Annotated in this window: 17 protein-coding genes and 2 pseudogenes; 8 read left to right on the top strand and 11 right to left on the bottom strand. The window is 35.6% G+C overall.

The genetic code is table 11. The features are described from left to right. Together sgrA and A5816_RS04700 are read right to left on the bottom strand one after the other, a co-directional pair. Positions 1–527 (bottom strand): annotated as a pseudogene (sgrA, locus tag A5816_RS16515) (LPXTG-anchored fibrinogen/nidogen-binding adhesin SgrA); the annotation flags it as partial. Positions 528–722: 195 nt separating this feature from the next. Continuing rightward, on the bottom strand, positions 723–1,562 hold the full coding sequence (locus tag A5816_RS04700; protein WP_086310847.1) for a CPBP family intramembrane glutamic endopeptidase: 840 nt from the start codon (positions 1,560–1,562) through the stop codon (positions 723–725). Positions 1,563–1,746: 184 nt separating this feature from the next. Between A5816_RS04700 and A5816_RS04695 the strand changes: the two genes are divergently transcribed. Beyond that, positions 1,747–2,634, top strand: a complete 888-nt coding sequence (locus A5816_RS04695) for a peptidyl-prolyl cis-trans isomerase (protein ID WP_086310846.1) — start codon at positions 1,747–1,749, stop codon at positions 2,632–2,634. 165 nt (positions 2,635–2,799) lie between these two features. Here A5816_RS04695 and A5816_RS04690 read toward each other — a convergent pair. The 4 genes and pseudogenes from A5816_RS04690 to A5816_RS04675 form a co-directional block, all read right to left on the bottom strand. Continuing rightward, positions 2,800–4,402: pseudogene (locus tag A5816_RS04690) on the bottom strand (glycoside hydrolase family 2 protein). 16 nt (positions 4,403–4,418) lie between these two features. After that, positions 4,419–5,249 carry a carbohydrate ABC transporter permease gene (locus A5816_RS04685; RefSeq protein WP_081156665.1) on the bottom strand — a complete coding sequence of 277 codons (831 nt, stop codon included), beginning with the start codon at positions 5,247–5,249 and terminating at the stop codon, positions 4,419–4,421. Positions 5,250–5,259: 10 nt separating this feature from the next. Beyond that, positions 5,260–6,087 carry a carbohydrate ABC transporter permease gene (locus A5816_RS04680; protein WP_373404614.1) on the bottom strand — a complete coding sequence of 276 codons (828 nt, stop codon included), beginning with the start codon at positions 6,085–6,087 and terminating at the stop codon, positions 5,260–5,262. A gap of 99 nt (positions 6,088–6,186) precedes the next feature. Then, positions 6,187–7,431, bottom strand: coding sequence for an ABC transporter substrate-binding protein (locus A5816_RS04675; RefSeq protein ID WP_086310844.1), 1,245 nt, complete (start codon positions 7,429–7,431; stop codon positions 6,187–6,189). A gap of 208 nt (positions 7,432–7,639) precedes the next feature. Between A5816_RS04675 and A5816_RS04670 the strand changes: the two genes are divergently transcribed. Beyond that, positions 7,640–8,566, top strand: a complete 927-nt coding sequence (locus A5816_RS04670; RefSeq protein ID WP_086310843.1) for a transcriptional regulator — start codon at positions 7,640–7,642, stop codon at positions 8,564–8,566. A 77-nt stretch (positions 8,567–8,643) separates the two neighbouring features. On the opposite strand, the gene A5816_RS04665 is transcribed toward A5816_RS04670, so the two are convergent. Then, positions 8,644–9,453 carry a glycerophosphodiester phosphodiesterase family protein gene (locus A5816_RS04665; protein ID WP_029682531.1) on the bottom strand — a complete coding sequence of 270 codons (810 nt, stop codon included), beginning with the start codon at positions 9,451–9,453 and terminating at the stop codon, positions 8,644–8,646. Between the two features lie 578 nt (positions 9,454–10,031). On the opposite strand from A5816_RS04665, the gene A5816_RS04660 reads away from it, so the two are divergent. Beyond that, positions 10,032–10,247 (top strand): DUF378 domain-containing protein, encoded by a 216-nt coding sequence (locus A5816_RS04660; RefSeq protein ID WP_002289418.1) that lies wholly within the window; start codon positions 10,032–10,034, stop codon positions 10,245–10,247. A gap of 137 nt (positions 10,248–10,384) precedes the next feature. Further along, positions 10,385–10,837, top strand: coding sequence for a hypothetical protein (locus A5816_RS04655; protein WP_086310842.1), 453 nt, complete (start codon positions 10,385–10,387; stop codon positions 10,835–10,837). An 81-nt stretch (positions 10,838–10,918) separates the two neighbouring features. On the opposite strand, the gene A5816_RS04650 is transcribed toward A5816_RS04655, so the two are convergent. Continuing rightward, entirely contained in the window at positions 10,919–11,557 is a 639-nt protein-coding gene (locus tag A5816_RS04650) for a hypothetical protein (protein WP_086310841.1), read from the bottom strand. Positions 11,558–11,749: 192 nt separating this feature from the next. Here A5816_RS04650 and A5816_RS04645 point away from each other — a divergent pair, with 192 nt between their 5' ends. The 4 genes from A5816_RS04645 (at position 11,750) to A5816_RS04630 (ending at position 14,319) form a co-directional block, all read left to right on the top strand. Then, positions 11,750–12,163 carry an Hsp20/alpha crystallin family protein gene (locus A5816_RS04645; protein WP_086310840.1) on the top strand — a complete coding sequence of 138 codons (414 nt, stop codon included), beginning with the start codon at positions 11,750–11,752 and terminating at the stop codon, positions 12,161–12,163. 176 nt (positions 12,164–12,339) lie between these two features. Further along, entirely contained in the window at positions 12,340–12,600 is a 261-nt protein-coding gene (locus A5816_RS16640; protein WP_086311168.1) for a hypothetical protein, read from the top strand. 361 nt (positions 12,601–12,961) lie between these two features. Then, entirely contained in the window at positions 12,962–13,753 is a 792-nt protein-coding gene (locus tag A5816_RS04635; RefSeq protein ID WP_086310839.1) for a TraX family protein, read from the top strand. A 173-nt stretch (positions 13,754–13,926) separates the two neighbouring features. Next, on the top strand, positions 13,927–14,319 hold the full coding sequence (locus A5816_RS04630) for a VOC family protein (RefSeq protein ID WP_025478503.1): 393 nt from the start codon (positions 13,927–13,929) through the stop codon (positions 14,317–14,319). A gap of 80 nt (positions 14,320–14,399) precedes the next feature. On the opposite strand, the gene A5816_RS04625 is transcribed toward A5816_RS04630, so the two are convergent. The 3 genes from A5816_RS04625 to A5816_RS04615 are packed head-to-tail and all read right to left on the bottom strand — an operon-like array spanning position 14,400 to position 16,332. Then, positions 14,400–15,323 (bottom strand): NAD-dependent epimerase/dehydratase family protein, encoded by a 924-nt coding sequence (locus tag A5816_RS04625; protein ID WP_073994781.1) that lies wholly within the window; start codon positions 15,321–15,323, stop codon positions 14,400–14,402. Further along, entirely contained in the window at positions 15,324–16,001 is a 678-nt protein-coding gene (locus A5816_RS04620) for a type 1 glutamine amidotransferase domain-containing protein (protein ID WP_086310838.1), read from the bottom strand. Next, positions 15,979–16,332 carry a helix-turn-helix transcriptional regulator gene (locus tag A5816_RS04615; RefSeq protein WP_002374585.1) on the bottom strand — a complete coding sequence of 118 codons (354 nt, stop codon included), beginning with the start codon at positions 16,330–16,332 and terminating at the stop codon, positions 15,979–15,981. The genes A5816_RS04620 and A5816_RS04615 overlap by 23 nt, the downstream gene beginning before the upstream one ends. Positions 16,333–16,598 lie beyond the last annotated feature (266 nt).

The following is a 16,598-nucleotide window of genomic DNA, read 5'->3' as shown; positions in this document are numbered from 1 at the left end:
CTTTCACTGCTCGTGTTTTCTGTGCTGCTTTCACTGCTCGTGTTTTCTGTACTGCTTTCACTACTTGTGCTATCCGTACTGCTTGGCGGTCCAACAACTGTCCAACTGTTTGGTTTCAAATTCTCCGTAATCGTCATCTGTTCATCATAAAAAACAATCAAATCAACTTTATCTTTACTCTTGATCTCATCAATCGATAGTTCTGCAGAAATCATTATTGTATACTCAATACCAGCGGTCCATTGTACGTCTTTTAAATAAACTTCCCCAATAACCTTTTCTGAACTTCCATTACCATCCCAACCATATGTTAGAACAGCATGTACATCACTAGCATTCACGCTTTTGTTTGGTTTAACCGGAATAGTAATGACTTGTTGTGTCATGTCATAAACGATCCGATCAGTTTTCACAGTAAATGAAAGATTCTCATTTGCTCGTTCATTTGCAGAAGTACTGATTCCAATCATTGCTGCAATTATACTTAGCCCAAGAATAACAAATAATACGGTCGCTGTTTTCTTCATTTCTATCACTCTCCATATAATTACCTTCTATTTGATAAAGGAATTATATAAAATGAAAATGATGAGAACACGACAGTCAGTTGTGAATATCTAACAAAAAATGTCGTGTATTCGCTTGAATTTGTTTACTTTTTAGTTTAATCAATGACAGACTTAAAAAAGCAAGACCGATATCAGCCTTGCTTTCTTCATCTTTTATTGATAAACAGCAGTGTATTTCTTCATCCGCTTTGTTTTATATGCATAGAGTAACAAACCAACAATCAAGACTAACAAGAATAATGTAGTCGATATAGACGCTTCAGCTCCAAAGTTTCCCCCAGTAATTATTGTGTTTTGCGATTGAACCAGAGTGGAGAAAAAACCTTGTTCTTGCGTTCCGCTGACTGGTATACCCAAAATAGCTCCTTGTGTCCAATTCCAAGTAATGTGAGCACCGATGGCCGTAAATAAACTTTCTGTACTGTAGATAAGTGCACTGAAAAAGCAACCTGCTAAAAAGATATTGAAAACTGCCAGAAATGTCATGTTAGGATTCAATCCGTGCAAAAGAGCAAATAATGCAGCAGATCCAATCATTGCTATTAACGGACCAAATCTAAGCAGCTGGTGCTGAAAAAAGCCACGGAATAAAAGCTCTTCGGATGCCCCCACTGCAATAAATAAAATAAAACTCGTGATCAGCGGCACAATGTTTGCGTTTCCTGAATCTAACCGATACGCCCCTATCAAATATAATGGACTAGTAATAAGCAGAAACACTCCAATTCCAACAACGAGACCTCCCGCTAAATATCCCCAGTCTTTTCCTCGTCCAGAAATACCATAATCTTCCACTTTTTTCCCTTCTATCTTACTAGCAAGAAATAAAGCTAGTAAAAAAACAACTAAATGTCCAACCGTACCAGCAATTGCTCCAATCCATTCACTGTCTCCGATAAACATATCCGCAAGTGCATTATTGACAAGAATTCCTAAAACAAAACCAACTAAGACTATTAAAACAGATCCAATCAACCGAATAATCCTGATCATCTTTCATCCCTCCTTTATATTAAGTGTAACAACCCTTTTCTTTCTTGTCTCGTGAAAACTATCTAAATGTTCTCCATCATAGAGAGAATAGATTTTTACGAACTAAGAATACCTACAGCAACCTTACGAAAATGAAAGACTGTCTGCCTGGTTCTTCTGTTAGACTGTCTTTAATAAGGAAAGGATGGGAAATTTTTTGAAAAAACAACTACTGATTATGTGCCTTTCAGCATTTGCTATTTTGCTATTCTCAGGTTGTCGCAAGTCCAATGAAACAATTGCAACGTTTAAAGGTGGAACACTTACAGTTCAGGATTTTTATGATAACCCAAAAGTTAAATCAAACAATCAAACACTATTAAAAAAAATGATCGTCTTCAAAGCATTTGATGATGTATACGGAAAAAAGATTTCTTCAAAGGAAGTAACAAAAGAATATAATGAACAAATCAAAAAACTTGGTCCAAACTACAAGGAACAATTAAAAGCAGTTGGCCAAACGGAAGAGACATATAAGAAACTTTTGAAACAGATGCTGGCTTTCCAGTACGGTTTGAAAGCCAATGTAAAATTAACAGATAAAGAGCTAGACACTGCTTGGAAAGAATTCCATCCAGAAGTTAGTACACAGATCATCCCATTTTCGACTAAAGAAGAAGCAGATAAAGCAAAAAAAGAAGCAAACGAAGGGGAAAATTTCTCCAAGCTTGTTCAAGCTTATGGAAAAAATAAAACACTAAAGGAAACTGATGGAAAAATGAATTTTGATTCAACCAATCCAGGGATTCCTACTGAAGTAAAAAAAGCAGCATTTCAATTAAACAACGGGGAAGTTTCTGATATCATTCCTGTAACAGATCCAACGACTTATCAGCAAAGCTATTATCTAGTAAAAATGGTAAAAAAACAGGATAAAGGTTCTAATAAAGATAAATACAAATCAGAGCTAGAAAAAATCGCCACGGAAACAAAAACTCTTGATACGGAATTCATGGATAAAACAATCCATAAAGTGATGAAAAAAGACAATGTAACTATTAAGGATCCTTATGTAAAAAATATATTCAACTAAACAAGTTTGACCCAATTGGGGATGTGGCAAAAGTGATGGCACATCCCCTTATTTAAATAAATAGTATTCAAAAACAATAAAATTTAAGTAGCTATTTTTCTGTTTTGCTTCTCTAATATTAAGAACAGAACACTGTTTTCACAGCCTCTGTCGTCTGTTTTATTATTATTCTAGGTACGGCGTACGGAAAGAATCATTGATTTTTTTTATTTCCTTCAAGTCACATTTTGGTTGTCGATCATAGGTCAACAAGCCATTGATCTCTTGTTCTACATCTGTCAATTGCGTATAACAAAATCCCCAAAGTCCCTTTGATCTATATACAGCATTTATGATCCGCCGGTAGTTTTTGATAAAATCAACCTCATTTTTCACAGAGGTATATCCCCAGCCTTTTTGCCCAGAAAAATCAAAACCAATGCCGCCGAATTCTGTCAACAAAATGGGCTGACCTTGATATATAAACCCGTTAGCAAATATTGGCCACGGAGTAGACGGTCGATTAAGCAAATCTTCTCTTGTACTTAAGGTTGTGACGAAATCTTGATACTTATCTTCCTCTTTTTCCTCTCCATGTCCATAATGATGGATGGCACAAATATCTGTCTCCGTCATTGCCCAGCCATCGTTTGAAATAACAAGACGAGTCGCATCCAGACTATGCAGATAATGGTACAGCGATTGAGAAAAATGCTGTTGCTGGCGGTCAAACGAAATTTTAGGTACTCCCCAGCTTTCATTGATCGGTACCCATGTAACAATACACGGATGATTATAATCGCGATCAACGATTTCTGTCCATTCCTGCATCAAACGTTTGCTGGAATCATGTGTAAACACAGCAGGTGCCGCACATTCTCCCCAAACAAGGTAGCCAAGTTTATCCGCCCAATAGAGGAATCTGGGATCTTCCGTCTTTTGGTGTTTGCGGCAGCCGTTAAACCCCATTTCTTTTGCGACTTGGATATCTTTTGCTAATGCATCATCAGTCGGGGCAGTCATTAAACCAGTTGGCCAATATCCTTGATCCAATATTAGCTTCTGATAGTACGGTTTATTGTTAAGATAAATCATTCCGTTTTCTTGATGTATCTTTCTCAGACCAAAATAGCTGGAAACAACATCTTTTATGTTTTCTTTTTGCTTCAATACAAATTCTACATCAAATAAATTGGGTGTCTCTGGTGTCCAAGACCAACCTTCATGATGGAAATTGGTTCGAAAAATAAACATCTTCCACCACTTCCAGCCAGACAGTTTGCCATATACCCGTTGAATTGGTGTACCAGATTCCCTCAGGTTTTTCTTGCCAAAATTGCTTTCCGCGCGGAATACTCTCATCTTTATGAGGATCTTCTGCTCTTACTGATAGTTGCTGATGCTTTTCATTTGTCAAATAATCGGTTATATCAAACGAAAAAGAGGTATGTCCACCGCTATGTCGTCCGACATGATGTCCGTTCACAAATATATCCGCATAATAATCTACAGCGCCAAAATGAAGGATTGCTCTCTGACCATCCTGTTTGTTTATGTCAAATTCACGGTAGTACCAAACAATATCATGAGGCGTTTGATCATTTATCCCACTTTCCAGGCATTGATATACAAAAGGAACAAGGATTTTCTGATCATAATATTTCGGATGGCTCCCCCATTTTTCTTTCATTCCAACACATTGATCATCAAACGCAAAAAGCCATTCTCCATTCAGATTCTGCCATTTTTTTCTAACAAATTGTGGTCTTGGATACTCGGTTTTATTCATCAAAACGTACCTTCCTTTACTTGATCCCGCTTTGTAGGGACATTGATTTCATAAAGCTTTTCTGTGCGACTAAATAAAGTGCGAATGTAGGAACAAGCGCCAACAACGCGCCTGCAGCACCTATCCCTGGGTAGGTCAGATATTGACCTTGCAGCAGCTGTAATCCTGGAGTAATTGGCAATTTATCTATATCATTGATAACGATAGAAGGCCAAAGAAAATCATTCCATGAACTGGTAAAACTGAATAAAGCAACGACTGTCAATACGGGTTTGATCAAAGGCAGGATGATATAATAAAAGATTTGAAATTCATTTGCTCCATCAACAACTGCCGATTCGTCTAGCTCTTTTGGGATTCCAAGAATAAATTGCCTCACTAGAAAAATATTGTAGACACCTGCTGCACCAGGAACGATGACAGCCATAAACGTATTCGTCCAACCAAGCATATCAATGATCTTAAAATTAGGGATAAGATTCATTACTGTTGGAAACATCATCGTGCCTAAAAGAAGAGAAAAGATCACCTCTCGACCTTTAAAAGTTAGACGAGTATAGCCGTATGCAGACATAGATACGATAAAAAGTACTAATAGCATATGCGAAAGTGAAATAATCAGCGAATTGACAAACCATCGAAAAACGGGAGACGATTCATTACCCATCAGCTGCAAATAGTTTGCTAAAGTCCATTGCTGTGGTAACAAACTGAAACCTGTTGCTTGGATCTCCATTTCTGGTTTGAAGGAAGTGAAGACAGCCCAGATCAAAGGGAACAACCAAATGATACAAACAGCTAGAAGCAAGAAAAAAGCGATTTTTTTACCTAGTTTATTTTCTTTCATTTTCTGTCCTCTACTTTTCTAGTTTTTTCATGCTTACAAACTGGAATATAGATACGATCATGATAGCTAACCCTAAAAGAACAGCCATCGCGGAGGACATTCCCGCTACTGATGTACTGCTTCCAAAAGCATTTTCCTGAATATACATCATCAAGACGCGTGTTGAATTATTTGGGCCACCCCCTGTCAGCATCAAAGGCTGCCCATAAATATTAAACTGAGCAATCGTCGTCATAACTGTCGTAAACAACAATTGATTTTTGATAGACGGGAGAGAAATCTTGAAAAATTTAGTGACGTTGTTTGCACCATCCAACTCTGCTGCTTCTAGCAATTCTCGGGAAACATTGCTAAGCGCTGCAGTATAGATGATGAGATTACCTCCTGCTGTCCACCAAATCGTTACAGCTACTATCGCTAACCAAGCCCATGGTTGCGTACCTGTTAAATGAACATCAAATCCAAAGAGCTCTTTGATAGGTCCAAAAGAAAGACTAAGTAAAAACCCCCAGATGATCATTACAGCTGAAATAGCGAATAATGTAGGCAAGTAAAGAATGGATTGAAAAAAACGGGCAAGTCTTGGTTTAGCTGATAACGCTGCGGCTAAACCTAATGGAATCACGATACATAGCGGAACTGACAATAAAGCAAAAAGCATCGTGTTTTTGAATCCATTGATGAATTGAGTATGATAAATAGAATCTGTATCCCATAGCAACGTCCGAAAGTTATCTAATCCAACAAATACAGGCTGACTGTATAGATCCCATTCTGTCATTGATACGTAAATACCAATCATTGTTGGAATAAGAAAAAATAGGACAAATAAAAGCATATGCGGACCAATAAATAAAGCAGGCCACACACTTATTTTCCCTTTGTTCTTCAATATTTGTGCACTCCTCTCACTTCAGATTCGTTCGATTTCTTTCGGTTACTTCATTTTTTCATCCACTACTTTTTGGATTTCTTCAAAAGTTTCTTTAATATCCGCCATTCCGGTAATCATATCCCAAGAACGATTATCATACTCAGCAAATACATAAGAAAGACCATCTTGATCGTTTACCGATAAAGCTTCCTGACCCTTTTCAGTCGCCAATAAAAATGATTGAGGCATATCCGTATACGATTCATTCTCTAACATAGCTAATGAAGTAGGGTTTGCTCCTGATTTGATCCATTCCAATTGATTGCTTTGCAACCAAGTCAAAAATTCGACCATACCAGCTTTTTTATCGTCCGAACGTTCCTCTCTCGTTTTGAACATTGCGAATTGATCAACACCTGTTCCTTGAACAAGATTTTCTGCATCCCATTGTGGTGTGAAGGTCGCTCCCCATTGAAAATCACTAATTTTTTCCATTTGTCCCAACATCCACGTTCCTTCTGGTAAGAAGAGGAGTCTTTGATTCAAAAATAATTTATTTGCATCCTCACCTTCTGGAACCATCAACTTATTATCATGAAGCTTTTTGAATTCTTCTACTGTTCGATACGAATGTTCATTGTTTATATCGATGTTATTCCCGCTATCTAGCCATTCTCCTCCCATCTGCTGATAAAGGTTCGAATAGTTCTGCATCCCCCAAGTATACCCATAACTATATATCCCATCTTCTTTTGCTTTTTGTCCGGCTTCTTCTATCTCTTGGTAGGTGATGATCTCATCATCTAACGCTTGAGGATGGTATTTTTCTACTAGATCCTTATTGTAATACATGATCCACGAGCCCATCGTTGCTGGGATACCATATTGATCCTCTTCTAATTTTCCTACTTCCCAAGCAATTTCTACATAATTCTCTTTTTTTAATTCTGTATCCGCTATCATTTCATTCCAAGTTTCAAGCATGTCCTGATTCTTATAAGTAGGAAGGGCTTCGGATGCAACAAGCGCAATATCTGGGACTCCTCTTCCTGATTTTCCAGCAGTAGTGAGCCGAGAAGTAAATGTATCAGCAGCCATTGAAACAAATTTTACAGGGAAATCGGGGTTTGTTCGATTATATTCGTCGATATTCTTTTTTATCTTCTCCCCATCTGGTCCCGTAGCAGAAGACCATAAAAGAATCTCATTTTTGTTTCCTGAAGAAGTATTTCCCTCACCGCAAGCAGCTAAACCGGTTATTGCAAGTGTTGCTACAGATAATGCCATCCATTGTTTTCTTAAATTCATTTTCCTCTCTCCTTTTTAGTCAACTCTTTCGTTTACTTTTTATTAAACAACTTGTTTATTAAATCATAAAACACGAAAGAAAACGCTGTCAAAAGGATATTAAGAGGATTAAAAACAGTAAACTAAATGGTTTATATTTACATTTGGTTTGTACAAAAGTTCTATATATAGTAAACTTGAAACGAAATAAAAAGAAAGGAGATCCGCCATGGAACTCTCCCTTGATCTAGATTCACTTCTTGTTTACAAGGCACTATCAGCAGAAACTCGATTAATCATATTGGATAAACTAGCACAAAAACCGCAGACTTCTAGTGAACTAGCACAACAAATGAATTTAAGCAAAGCCATCATCTCTCGTCACTTGAAAGTTCTTGAAGAAGCTTCACTTATTTCTCTTTTGGAACTTAGCGAAGTGGAGGAAGACAATCGAAAGAAGATTTATTCTTTATCTGTGGACAAAATAGAAATCCACTTCCCTCAACAAATCTATCTCCCTTATAAAAAAAAGAGCCACGAGATTGCTTTGGGTTATTTTTCGGATTTTTCTGTGCGGCCTTCTTGCGGATTAGCTAGTCCTGAAAAAGTGATTGGAAAAATGGATGACTTGCGTTCATTCGTATCAAACGAACGAGTCGATGCTTCCCTTTTGTGGTTTTCAGATGGGTATGTAGAATATATTTTTCCTAATCCTTTAGAAGCTTCTGATCAACCGGAACTATTGGATATTTCTCTAGAGCTTTCTTCTGAATTCCCAGTTTCCAACAACAACTGGCCAAGCGACATTTCCTTTTATATCAATGATGTAAAAGTTGGCACTTGGACCGCCAAAGGCAATTACTCCGACGTCCGCGGAAGATTGACGCCTGACTGGTGGGACAGTCGCTTCAGCCAATACGGTATGTTAAAGCACTTGCGCATCAATACAAAAGACACCGGGATAGATGGAGAGCAGCTATCAATAATCAATCTCTCTGATTTAAAATTGCAGCACTCCCCTTTTATCAAATTCAGAATCAGTGTCGACAAAGAGGCTAAGAACAAAGGCGGATTGACGATTTTTGGGCGCCATTTCGGTAACCACCCTCAAAATATTGTAGTTGATCTTTATTATTCACAAAAAGAAAAACATTGATTTCTCGATAAATGGTATTCATTCCATTAAAATATCCGCTTCTTTAAAAGAAACGGACATAATTAATTATTCTATTTTTATAAATCACTAGGATTGATTTCATCCGTTTCTACGATTGGAACGGATGATTTTTTTAACACTTCAAATCGTTTAACGTCATTCACACCATACACTTGATACTCGATTCCAGATTTATTTAGTTTATTGATTGTTTCTTCTGTAGCAGCATCATTAGATACTGAGAGCAACGCTTTTTTATAACTTTTTACTTGTTCAATCTCATCTTCAAGTTTATTTTTTTGGTCATATAACCAAGATACTGTGCAGTCAGGATGATTCTTTACGACTTCGTCTCGGATCTTTTTATCCGTCAGTACAAAAAATGAACGTTCATACACATTATTTTGTTTTAGCGTGTTTACGATGTCATTCACAAAATGTTCATCCTGCCAGTTTCCTTTTGAACCATCCACATTGACAATCAAGTTATTTTTTTTGATTTCCTTTACGGCTTCTTCAAAAGTAGGTATCTTAACTTTTTTATTTACGTATTCTGGATAGTTTTTCGTATCTAAATTAAACTTCTTTAGTTGTTTAATCGTGTATGTCTCTGGTTTCCCCGTTCCATCTGTTGTTCGATCCAATGTGTCATCATGCATCAAAAAATTCACGCCGTCTCTACTTGTCCGAACATCAATTTCGACTGCTTGGTAGCCTAATATTTTTGCTTGATGGATACTCTCCACCGTATTCTCAGGCGCAATAACGTGTGCACCACGATGAGCCACTAAGTAAGTTCCTTCATGTTCCAACCAATTATTCGCTAATGAAACACATCCTGTTAATAAAACAGTGAATAATATTACTATTCCAATCTTTTTTTTCACTTGCCAAATCACCTCAAAAACAAGTATAGCAAACTTAAACCTGATTAAAAAGTTATTTTAAAATGAGCTAAAAATATCCCTTATGGACTTTTTCTTCTTATTCTGTTATACTAAAGAAACACGAAAGATATTTTTATGCGACACTTTTCATTTGTTTTTATGAAATTTATTCAAAACTGGCGTAACTTCAGAGTTACAAGGATGTATTAGAGGTTAGGGAATACATCGTTTAAATGAGAAATAAGTAATAGTTAGTAATAGTCACCGAAACTTTAAATTAATGAATATTGAATCGTCAGATAGCCTTCTCGAGTTTTCGAGAAGGCTATCGTTTATTTTATGGATAAGTGAGTCCGCAAGTCATTCCTCATCGGAGCTCATCAAGTATTTCTGACTGTCAATGTTGAAAATCAGTCGTTTTGTAAGTCGATTTCTTTTTTGATTGAAGGCATTATCTGCGATACTTTTACTTATTTTTCCTCTTTTTGCATCATTTGCTAAAATTACTGAGCGTTATATAAGCAATGTTTCTCTTTTTGATATATAATTATTTTATCATTTAAGAAAGGAGAATTCTAATGAAAACTTTAGATGCTATTGCATTAACTTTATTGATTGTGGGAGGGCTGAACTGGCTATTGGTAGGCTTGTTCGAACTTGATTTAGTAGCTATGATTGCTGGTGGTTCAACAACTATTTTTGCGAAGATCATTTATATCGTCGTAGGTATTTGTGCGATCTACTGCTTGAAATTTTTCCCTATGATTACTAGAAAAGTTGATGAAAGATATTAGAAAGCTATAATTATTAAAAAAGCTATTATCTTCATGAACCTTCCCATTAGTGGGAAGGTTTTTTCATTTGAAGTCATCTGATTCCACACGGGAAGTGGTATACTGAATTAAGATAATCTATTTTAGGAGGTACCATCATGAATAAAGGGCTTTACATAGGATTGTTGGGGGTTGCACTACTTTTTTCAGCCTGTGGAAATGCTACAAAGAATTCTCTCAATGAATCTTCACTAATCAATTCAACAACTGAGGTCGGTTCGACTAATACTAGTAATGTAGATTCTCAATATAGCCAATCAAGCATTCAGTCGTCTCCCATTTCTTCAACATCTGAAATGCAAGAAAGAACTGAACCTTCTCTTCCATTGGAAAACTCTGATGAAGCACTTCTATTTCTTATTGCCCATCGTTCCGAATTACAAAGTGAAGATATCGTTACTAGCTTTTATCAAAAAATCGATAAAGATTATTTGTTCACGACTTCTAGCAAGCAGACTCGTGCCCAAGGAGGATCAGGAAGTGTCGGTTTCTATCGAGTGTCCCCAGATGGAGTGATTTCGATTACTGATGCGTACGGCACACCGCTTTGATGATATAGAAAGTTTCACATTTCTGTCTGTCCATTGTGTGTTTTAACGCTATTTTATTTTGAAAAAACGCGAACGAGTATCTCAATCGTTCGCGTTTTCTATTTCAAAATTCTCTGGTACGTCCCATTTATTCGCCACCATTTTTTTGTCAGATGCAGTCATACGATATAAGTGACCATTTGCGTCAACTACATAGTTTGCTACAGCTACTTCTTCCATAAAAATATCTACTTCTACTTCTCTAACTTGATTGATACGAACGTCAAACCAACAATAGTTAGCGCTTACAATAGTTGGATCTTCTAACTTCAAATGATAGTATGCCCACTTTTCTACTTGCTCTCTTGTTAAATTTGTGGTATCCACTTCGCTTTTGGTCAGTTGTGTAATAAAATTAGTCGCCGAATGGTTTTCTAAATCCAATTTTTCTATATTTGGGTAAAAGAATTTGCTTATTATAAAAAATGACACGATGATGATTCCTGCTATACAACATGTGTAATAGACGATTTTTCTTCTACGGGTTTTACGTATCGTTTTTATTTGGTAATTTCGCGCTTCTCGATCTCGCCATTTTCGTTGCTGCAAAGCTGTTTTTTCTTTTTCTAAAAGATAGCCGAGTTCACGTTTCTTTTGTGGATTGCTTGTCCTAGCGATTTCTAATTCTAAATGATAGATTCTGCTTTCTTCTCGCCAATAGGGATTTTTGGTTTTTGCCATATTTTCTCCTCTCCAAATTATTTTCTTACTATTATTCTAGCAAACCCTTTCTCAAATTAGAAAGATAACCTTTGTAATTCACTAGATGAAACTTTCACAAAGGCAACCGTTATACTTGCATTTTTTTCAAAATAGAGTTATTACGTAAATAGGGATAAATAAAAAAATACTCTATTGAAAGGATGATCAAAAATGGCAAATGTACCTAGCATTCGCGACATGTTCCCTGATTTCAATGATGTGTTTAGTCCAGCGTTCAATGATTTTTTAGGTGTTTCAAGTTATCCAAAAGTAGATTTAGTTGAAAATGAAAAAGAATACAAACTAACAGCTGATATGCCTGGCTGTGACAAAGAAGACACAACAGTTGAATATTCAGACAACACTTTGACGATCTCCGCCAATCACGAGTCCCATACGGAAGATAAAGAAGATGGCAACTACGTACGGAAAGAAAGACACTCGGTCTCTTACAAACGTTCATTCTATCTTCCTGATGTTGATGAAGAAAAAATCACCGGAACCTTTAAAAATGGTGTGCTGAAATTAGCATTACCTAAAACGGCGCATCATCCAAAAGAAACGAAAAAAATCGAGTTAAACTAGGAACTTTCGCCTCTCCATGAATGAGAGGCGATATTTTTGATAAGAACAAAGTGATTTCTAATTGAATTTTATAGTTATTCAGAACCAATTCCATGATCCTAATTAAAATTTCAAAAGGCACAAAAAAATATTTTGTTTTAGCGATAAAGATGGTATGATCTCTCTTGGTAAAAAATATGGGAGTTGATCATTTGATTGTCTTAAGTAAACTTTTATTTTGGATACCATTCATCATAATGACCAGTGTTTTCTTTTACTTATTCAAAAAGCCCAACAAATACTTACTTTTAGCTGCTTGTCCGATGATTTATTTTATCCATAAAATCAGAGGATTTTATTATTATGACTCTGGTATTTCATTGTTTTACTACGAAATCGGTTTATTAGCTTCGGCCATCTTTTTCATTTGTGTGTTAGGATATTTCAGAAAAAAATAAGCTTCCAGTCAATTTTGGCTGGAAGCTTTTTATTTGGCGTAGATCTTTTCATCATACAAATTGAATAAAAAGATAAATGTCTAAACAAGTTAAATTTTTTTTTGGTACATGGTGTATTGATATATAAATTATTTTTCGATATAAAGTTTACATAATTTAATTATAGTTATAATCTGTTATTCTCTACTACTCTCTGATATTCCAATCTCTGATATTCCAAAGATGATTTCTATTTTACTTTGATTTTTGTAGCGATTCACATGACAAAAATGTTCGACTTTTCGATTGTGTTTCTGACTTCAATTCATTAATAATGTGATTGTCACTTGTTTCATTTATTTAATCATTAGGAGGGAAAAATTTGAATACTGTTCGTTTGAAAAGAGGACTTTCTACCTTTGACTTGAAAATTTTAGGGATTACATTGATGTTTATCGATCACATTCATCAAATGTTTTATCCGTTTGGTGCCCCCGACTGGCTGGATTGGTTTGGTAGGCCAGTTGCTACTTTGTTCTTTTTTATAAGCGTTGTAGGCTTCTCACATACACATGATAAAAAGAAATATATGCAGCGACTTTATCTCTCAATGGTTCTTATGGCCTTCTTTACTTATTTTTTAGGTAATATCGTCCATTATGATGAAGTGGTATTGATGAATAACATTTTCAGAGATCTGTTTATTGGTACGGTCATGATGTATGCAATCGATCTTTTCACTGAGGGAAAAAATACAGGAAGTTGGAAAAAGATTGTTACAAGTATTCTCTTATTCATTTTACCAATCTTGCTCTCATTATTTATCCCGTTGTTATTTTCTAGTCCTGTTATCCTTCAAAACAAAGTTGTTTTTATGCTGATTACATCATTTTTACCTGCACTGCTTTTAGCAGAAAATAATTTTATGGTTCTTTTGATTCCTTTGCTTTATTTAGCAAGAAATCACCGTAACATTCAATGTGTCATCATCTCATTTGTTGCTGGAATATTCTTCTTTTTAGGTATGACCCAGTGGATAATGATCTTTTCAATCATCCCAATCTTGCTATATAACGGACAAAAAGGAAAAGGCATGAAATATTTCTTTTATATCTTTTATCCGGCACATATTGCCCTATTATATTTGCTGTCTGCCTTTTTATATAAATACTAGACTGATTATTATTAACGGAAGAAAAACTTGTCATGAACACTTAAAGAATCCCCTGAAACTTATACAGGAGAATTCACCATTTCGATTTAGTTCCTATCTTTAGTCTTTTTTATCCATTCCATGTTACAATCGCTTTGCAATCGATCTCAAAAAAGGAATCAGGAGGGAAAAAGATGAAGCAAATATTACCGTTTTTGACGTATAATGGTCAAGCAGAAGAAGCAATCAATTGGTATCACAAAGCTTTTCCTAACTCCCAAATCACCAAGTTGAATCGGTATGGAGATGCCAGTAAAGAGGAATCGGATCTTATCCTTGAAGGCGAACTTAAATTAGGCAATCAAGTAATTGGATTTTTGGATATGTCAAAAGATTTCCCTGCACCTATCTCCACCTGGGCATCTACCATTTTGATTGAAGTAGATAATCAGGAAGAATTTGATCAAGCATTTCATACATTAAAAGATAGCGGAACCGTAATGATGCATGAAAAAAATTACGAGAAGTATACAGAAGTTTGCTGGGTGACTGACAAGTTTGGCTTTACTTGGCAACTGTTATTCTAGCCATGACATAAAACAAAAAAGCGATAGTTGGCTTTCCATATTTAGCGGATGTCAACTATCGCTTTTTCTCTCGAGTAGCATTACTTTTCTAATTTGAATAATTCGTCTAATGCATTGGAGAATGTTGTTATTTCAAAATCTGGAAATTTCTTTTTAAATTTATCAGAATTAAACTTGTTGTTATAATGGTATCGAGGTAGTAACTCTTTTAGCTCTTGCATATTTTTATTGAATATAGAACCCAGATCAAACATCCATTGTTTGATCACTTTATATTTTACCGGTTTGCGCAGCTTTTCTTCCATCAACTTTATCATCTCTTCATATGTTCGACTTACATCACAAGGTAGATGCCAGGTTTGGTTATAAGTGTCAGGCTGATTTGCTAAAAGCGCCATGGCTTTACTAGCATCAGGTGTCCAAATCAAGGTCCTTAAAGTTTGATCAGAAATTGGTACCAAAGCAGTCTTATCGTCTTTCACTCGGTTAAACAATAAACTGTTTGTAATACTTTGCGTCTTATTAGGTCCATAAAATTCAGGAGCGCGACAAATCATCACATCGATGTCAGGATTCTCCATTTCAGTCACTAGCCGATCTGCCATTTTAGCTCGAACAGTGGATTTGATACCATCATAAATAAATTTGCTATCCTCAAATTGTTCCGTGTCATTTTTTTCGTACATATAAGTGTTATCGAAAAAAACTAATTTCGCCTTTGTTTCTTTACAAGCCTGTATGACATTTTCTAACATGATTTCAAATTTTGTTTTCCACTGTTCGGAGTCCATCGGTAATCCTGCAGCAAAATAAACAATCTCACTTCCTGCTACAGCACGAATAGTTGCCTCACGATCTAAAATATCCGCTGAGATCAGTTCGTCTGTATCGTTGATTGATTTCGGATTTCGACTAACTAAGCGCAGCTGTTTCCCGTACGTTTGATTGAGCTCTTTTGCTAATTCGTATCCAATTTGGCCATTACTGCCAATAACTGTTTGCATTTAGATAACCTCCTTGATGAATGTTCGTGCTAGTTCTCTTGTTGAATACGGGTTTTGTCCAGTTATCAGATGTCCATCCTTTACCACATGACTCTTAAAGAAACGCTTCTTGATAAAATGTCCTTTTCTCCTTACAGTCATCTCTTCATTATCAAAAGGAACTATTTTGCTTTTCATCGCTAATCGTTCCTCCATTTTAGTAAAACCAGTCAATTTTTTATTTGCTATTAAATAGTCATTATTAGCAAGTCTGATATTCAATAAACCTGCTATACCGTGGCACACAGATAATACATATCCATTTGATTCATAAATATCACTAGCTATTTTTTGTAATGCGTTATTCTCTGGAAAATCCCACATGACACCATGTCCTCCGGTAAAGTAAATAGCAATATAATTTTCACTCTTTATGTTTGCAGGAGACAATGTATTCTTCAAACCTTTTTCAATAAATGTTTTATTAGAATAAATGTCCATAACATCAGAATCTAGATTTTTCATACTTCGAGGATCAATCGGCACATAGCCACCTAACGGACTAACAAAATCAGCTTCAAACTGATATTTATAGATTTCTGCTAAAAATTCTACTGTTTCTCCTAGCCAAAGCCCAGTAGCTTTATTTGTTCCTTTGTATTGATTGACATTTGTTTCAACGATCAGGATTTTCTTCACTGTTTTTTAGCTCCTCCATTTCATCTATTACATCATTCAAAAAATCTCTTAATTTGTATATATTTTTATTTTCGTGTTTTAAATAGTAAAAATTTTTAGTTCCTTCTTCTCTGACCTCCAATAAATCGGCGTCTTTTAAAATTTTCAAGTGGTGCGATACTGCTGGTCTTGATAAACCTGTATCGTCAGTTAGTTCTCCTACTTGCAAACCATGACAGCTTTTTTCATTTAATAATCTAATCAAGATCAATTGTCTTTTTGTGTCTCCTAAAGCTGCTAAAAAACCACTCAATGATTCTAGTTCTGTTTTTAAGCGATCATGTCTAATCATTGTAGCTCACTCCTTTGGTTTATAAGTTTAAACCATTAAACCATCTTTGATAAAATATGTAAATTCCTTTGCTCAAAAAAGTAGCTTCTTTATGATTTGACGGTTTCAGATAAAAACTGAGTGACAGAAATAAACAAACTAAAGCAAACAATAGTGTTAAACTTAATCAATGAACGAAAACAATCCCTCACCTAATATTACAGTGAGGGATTGTTTCTACCAACATAAACAAAAAAACCACCTCATATGAGGCGGTTAACGTTCAA

The sequence above is a fragment of the Enterococcus sp. 3G1_DIV0629 genome, assembly GCF_002141285.1.
Classification (GTDB): domain Bacteria; phylum Bacillota; class Bacilli; order Lactobacillales; family Enterococcaceae; genus Enterococcus_B; species Enterococcus_B lactis.
The sequence above is the reverse complement of the archived record's forward strand: the minus strand, read 5'-3'. Positions and strand labels throughout refer to the sequence as shown.

What these genes read in the sequence shown, in the direction of transcription:
- A5816_RS16640 (WP_086311168.1), top strand. Translation starts at nt 12,340, where the DNA reads ATGGGAGTTGATCATTTGATTGTCTTAAGTAAACTTTTATTTTGGATA.
- A5816_RS04630 (WP_025478503.1), top strand. Translation starts at nt 13,927, where the DNA reads ATGAAGCAAATATTACCGTTTTTGACGTATAATGGTCAAGCAGAAGAA.
- A5816_RS04675 (WP_086310844.1), bottom strand. Translation starts at nt 7,431, where the DNA reads ATGAATTTAAGAAAACAATGGATGGCATTATCTGTAGCAACACTTGCA.
- A5816_RS04645 (WP_086310840.1), top strand. Translation starts at nt 11,750, where the DNA reads ATGGCAAATGTACCTAGCATTCGCGACATGTTCCCTGATTTCAATGAT.
- A5816_RS04615 (WP_002374585.1), bottom strand. Translation starts at nt 16,332, where the DNA reads ATGATTAGACATGATCGCTTAAAAACAGAACTAGAATCATTGAGTGGT.
- A5816_RS04685 (WP_081156665.1), bottom strand. Translation starts at nt 5,249, where the DNA reads ATGAAAGAAAATAAACTAGGTAAAAAAATCGCTTTTTTCTTGCTTCTA.
- A5816_RS04700 (WP_086310847.1), bottom strand. Translation starts at nt 1,562, where the DNA reads ATGATCAGGATTATTCGGTTGATTGGATCTGTTTTAATAGTCTTAGTT.
- A5816_RS04655 (WP_086310842.1), top strand. Translation starts at nt 10,385, where the DNA reads ATGAATAAAGGGCTTTACATAGGATTGTTGGGGGTTGCACTACTTTTT.
- A5816_RS04670 (WP_086310843.1), top strand. Translation starts at nt 7,640, where the DNA reads ATGGAACTCTCCCTTGATCTAGATTCACTTCTTGTTTACAAGGCACTA.
- A5816_RS04625 (WP_073994781.1), bottom strand. Translation starts at nt 15,323, where the DNA reads ATGCAAACAGTTATTGGCAGTAATGGCCAAATTGGATACGAATTAGCA.
- A5816_RS04680 (WP_373404614.1), bottom strand. Translation starts at nt 6,087, where the DNA reads ATGCTTTTATTTGTCCTATTTTTTCTTATTCCAACAATGATTGGTATT.
- A5816_RS04660 (WP_002289418.1), top strand. Translation starts at nt 10,032, where the DNA reads ATGAAAACTTTAGATGCTATTGCATTAACTTTATTGATTGTGGGAGGG.
- A5816_RS04650 (WP_086310841.1), bottom strand. Translation starts at nt 11,557, where the DNA reads ATGGCAAAAACCAAAAATCCCTATTGGCGAGAAGAAAGCAGAATCTAT.
- A5816_RS04695 (WP_086310846.1), top strand. Translation starts at nt 1,747, where the DNA reads ATGGGAAATTTTTTGAAAAAACAACTACTGATTATGTGCCTTTCAGCA.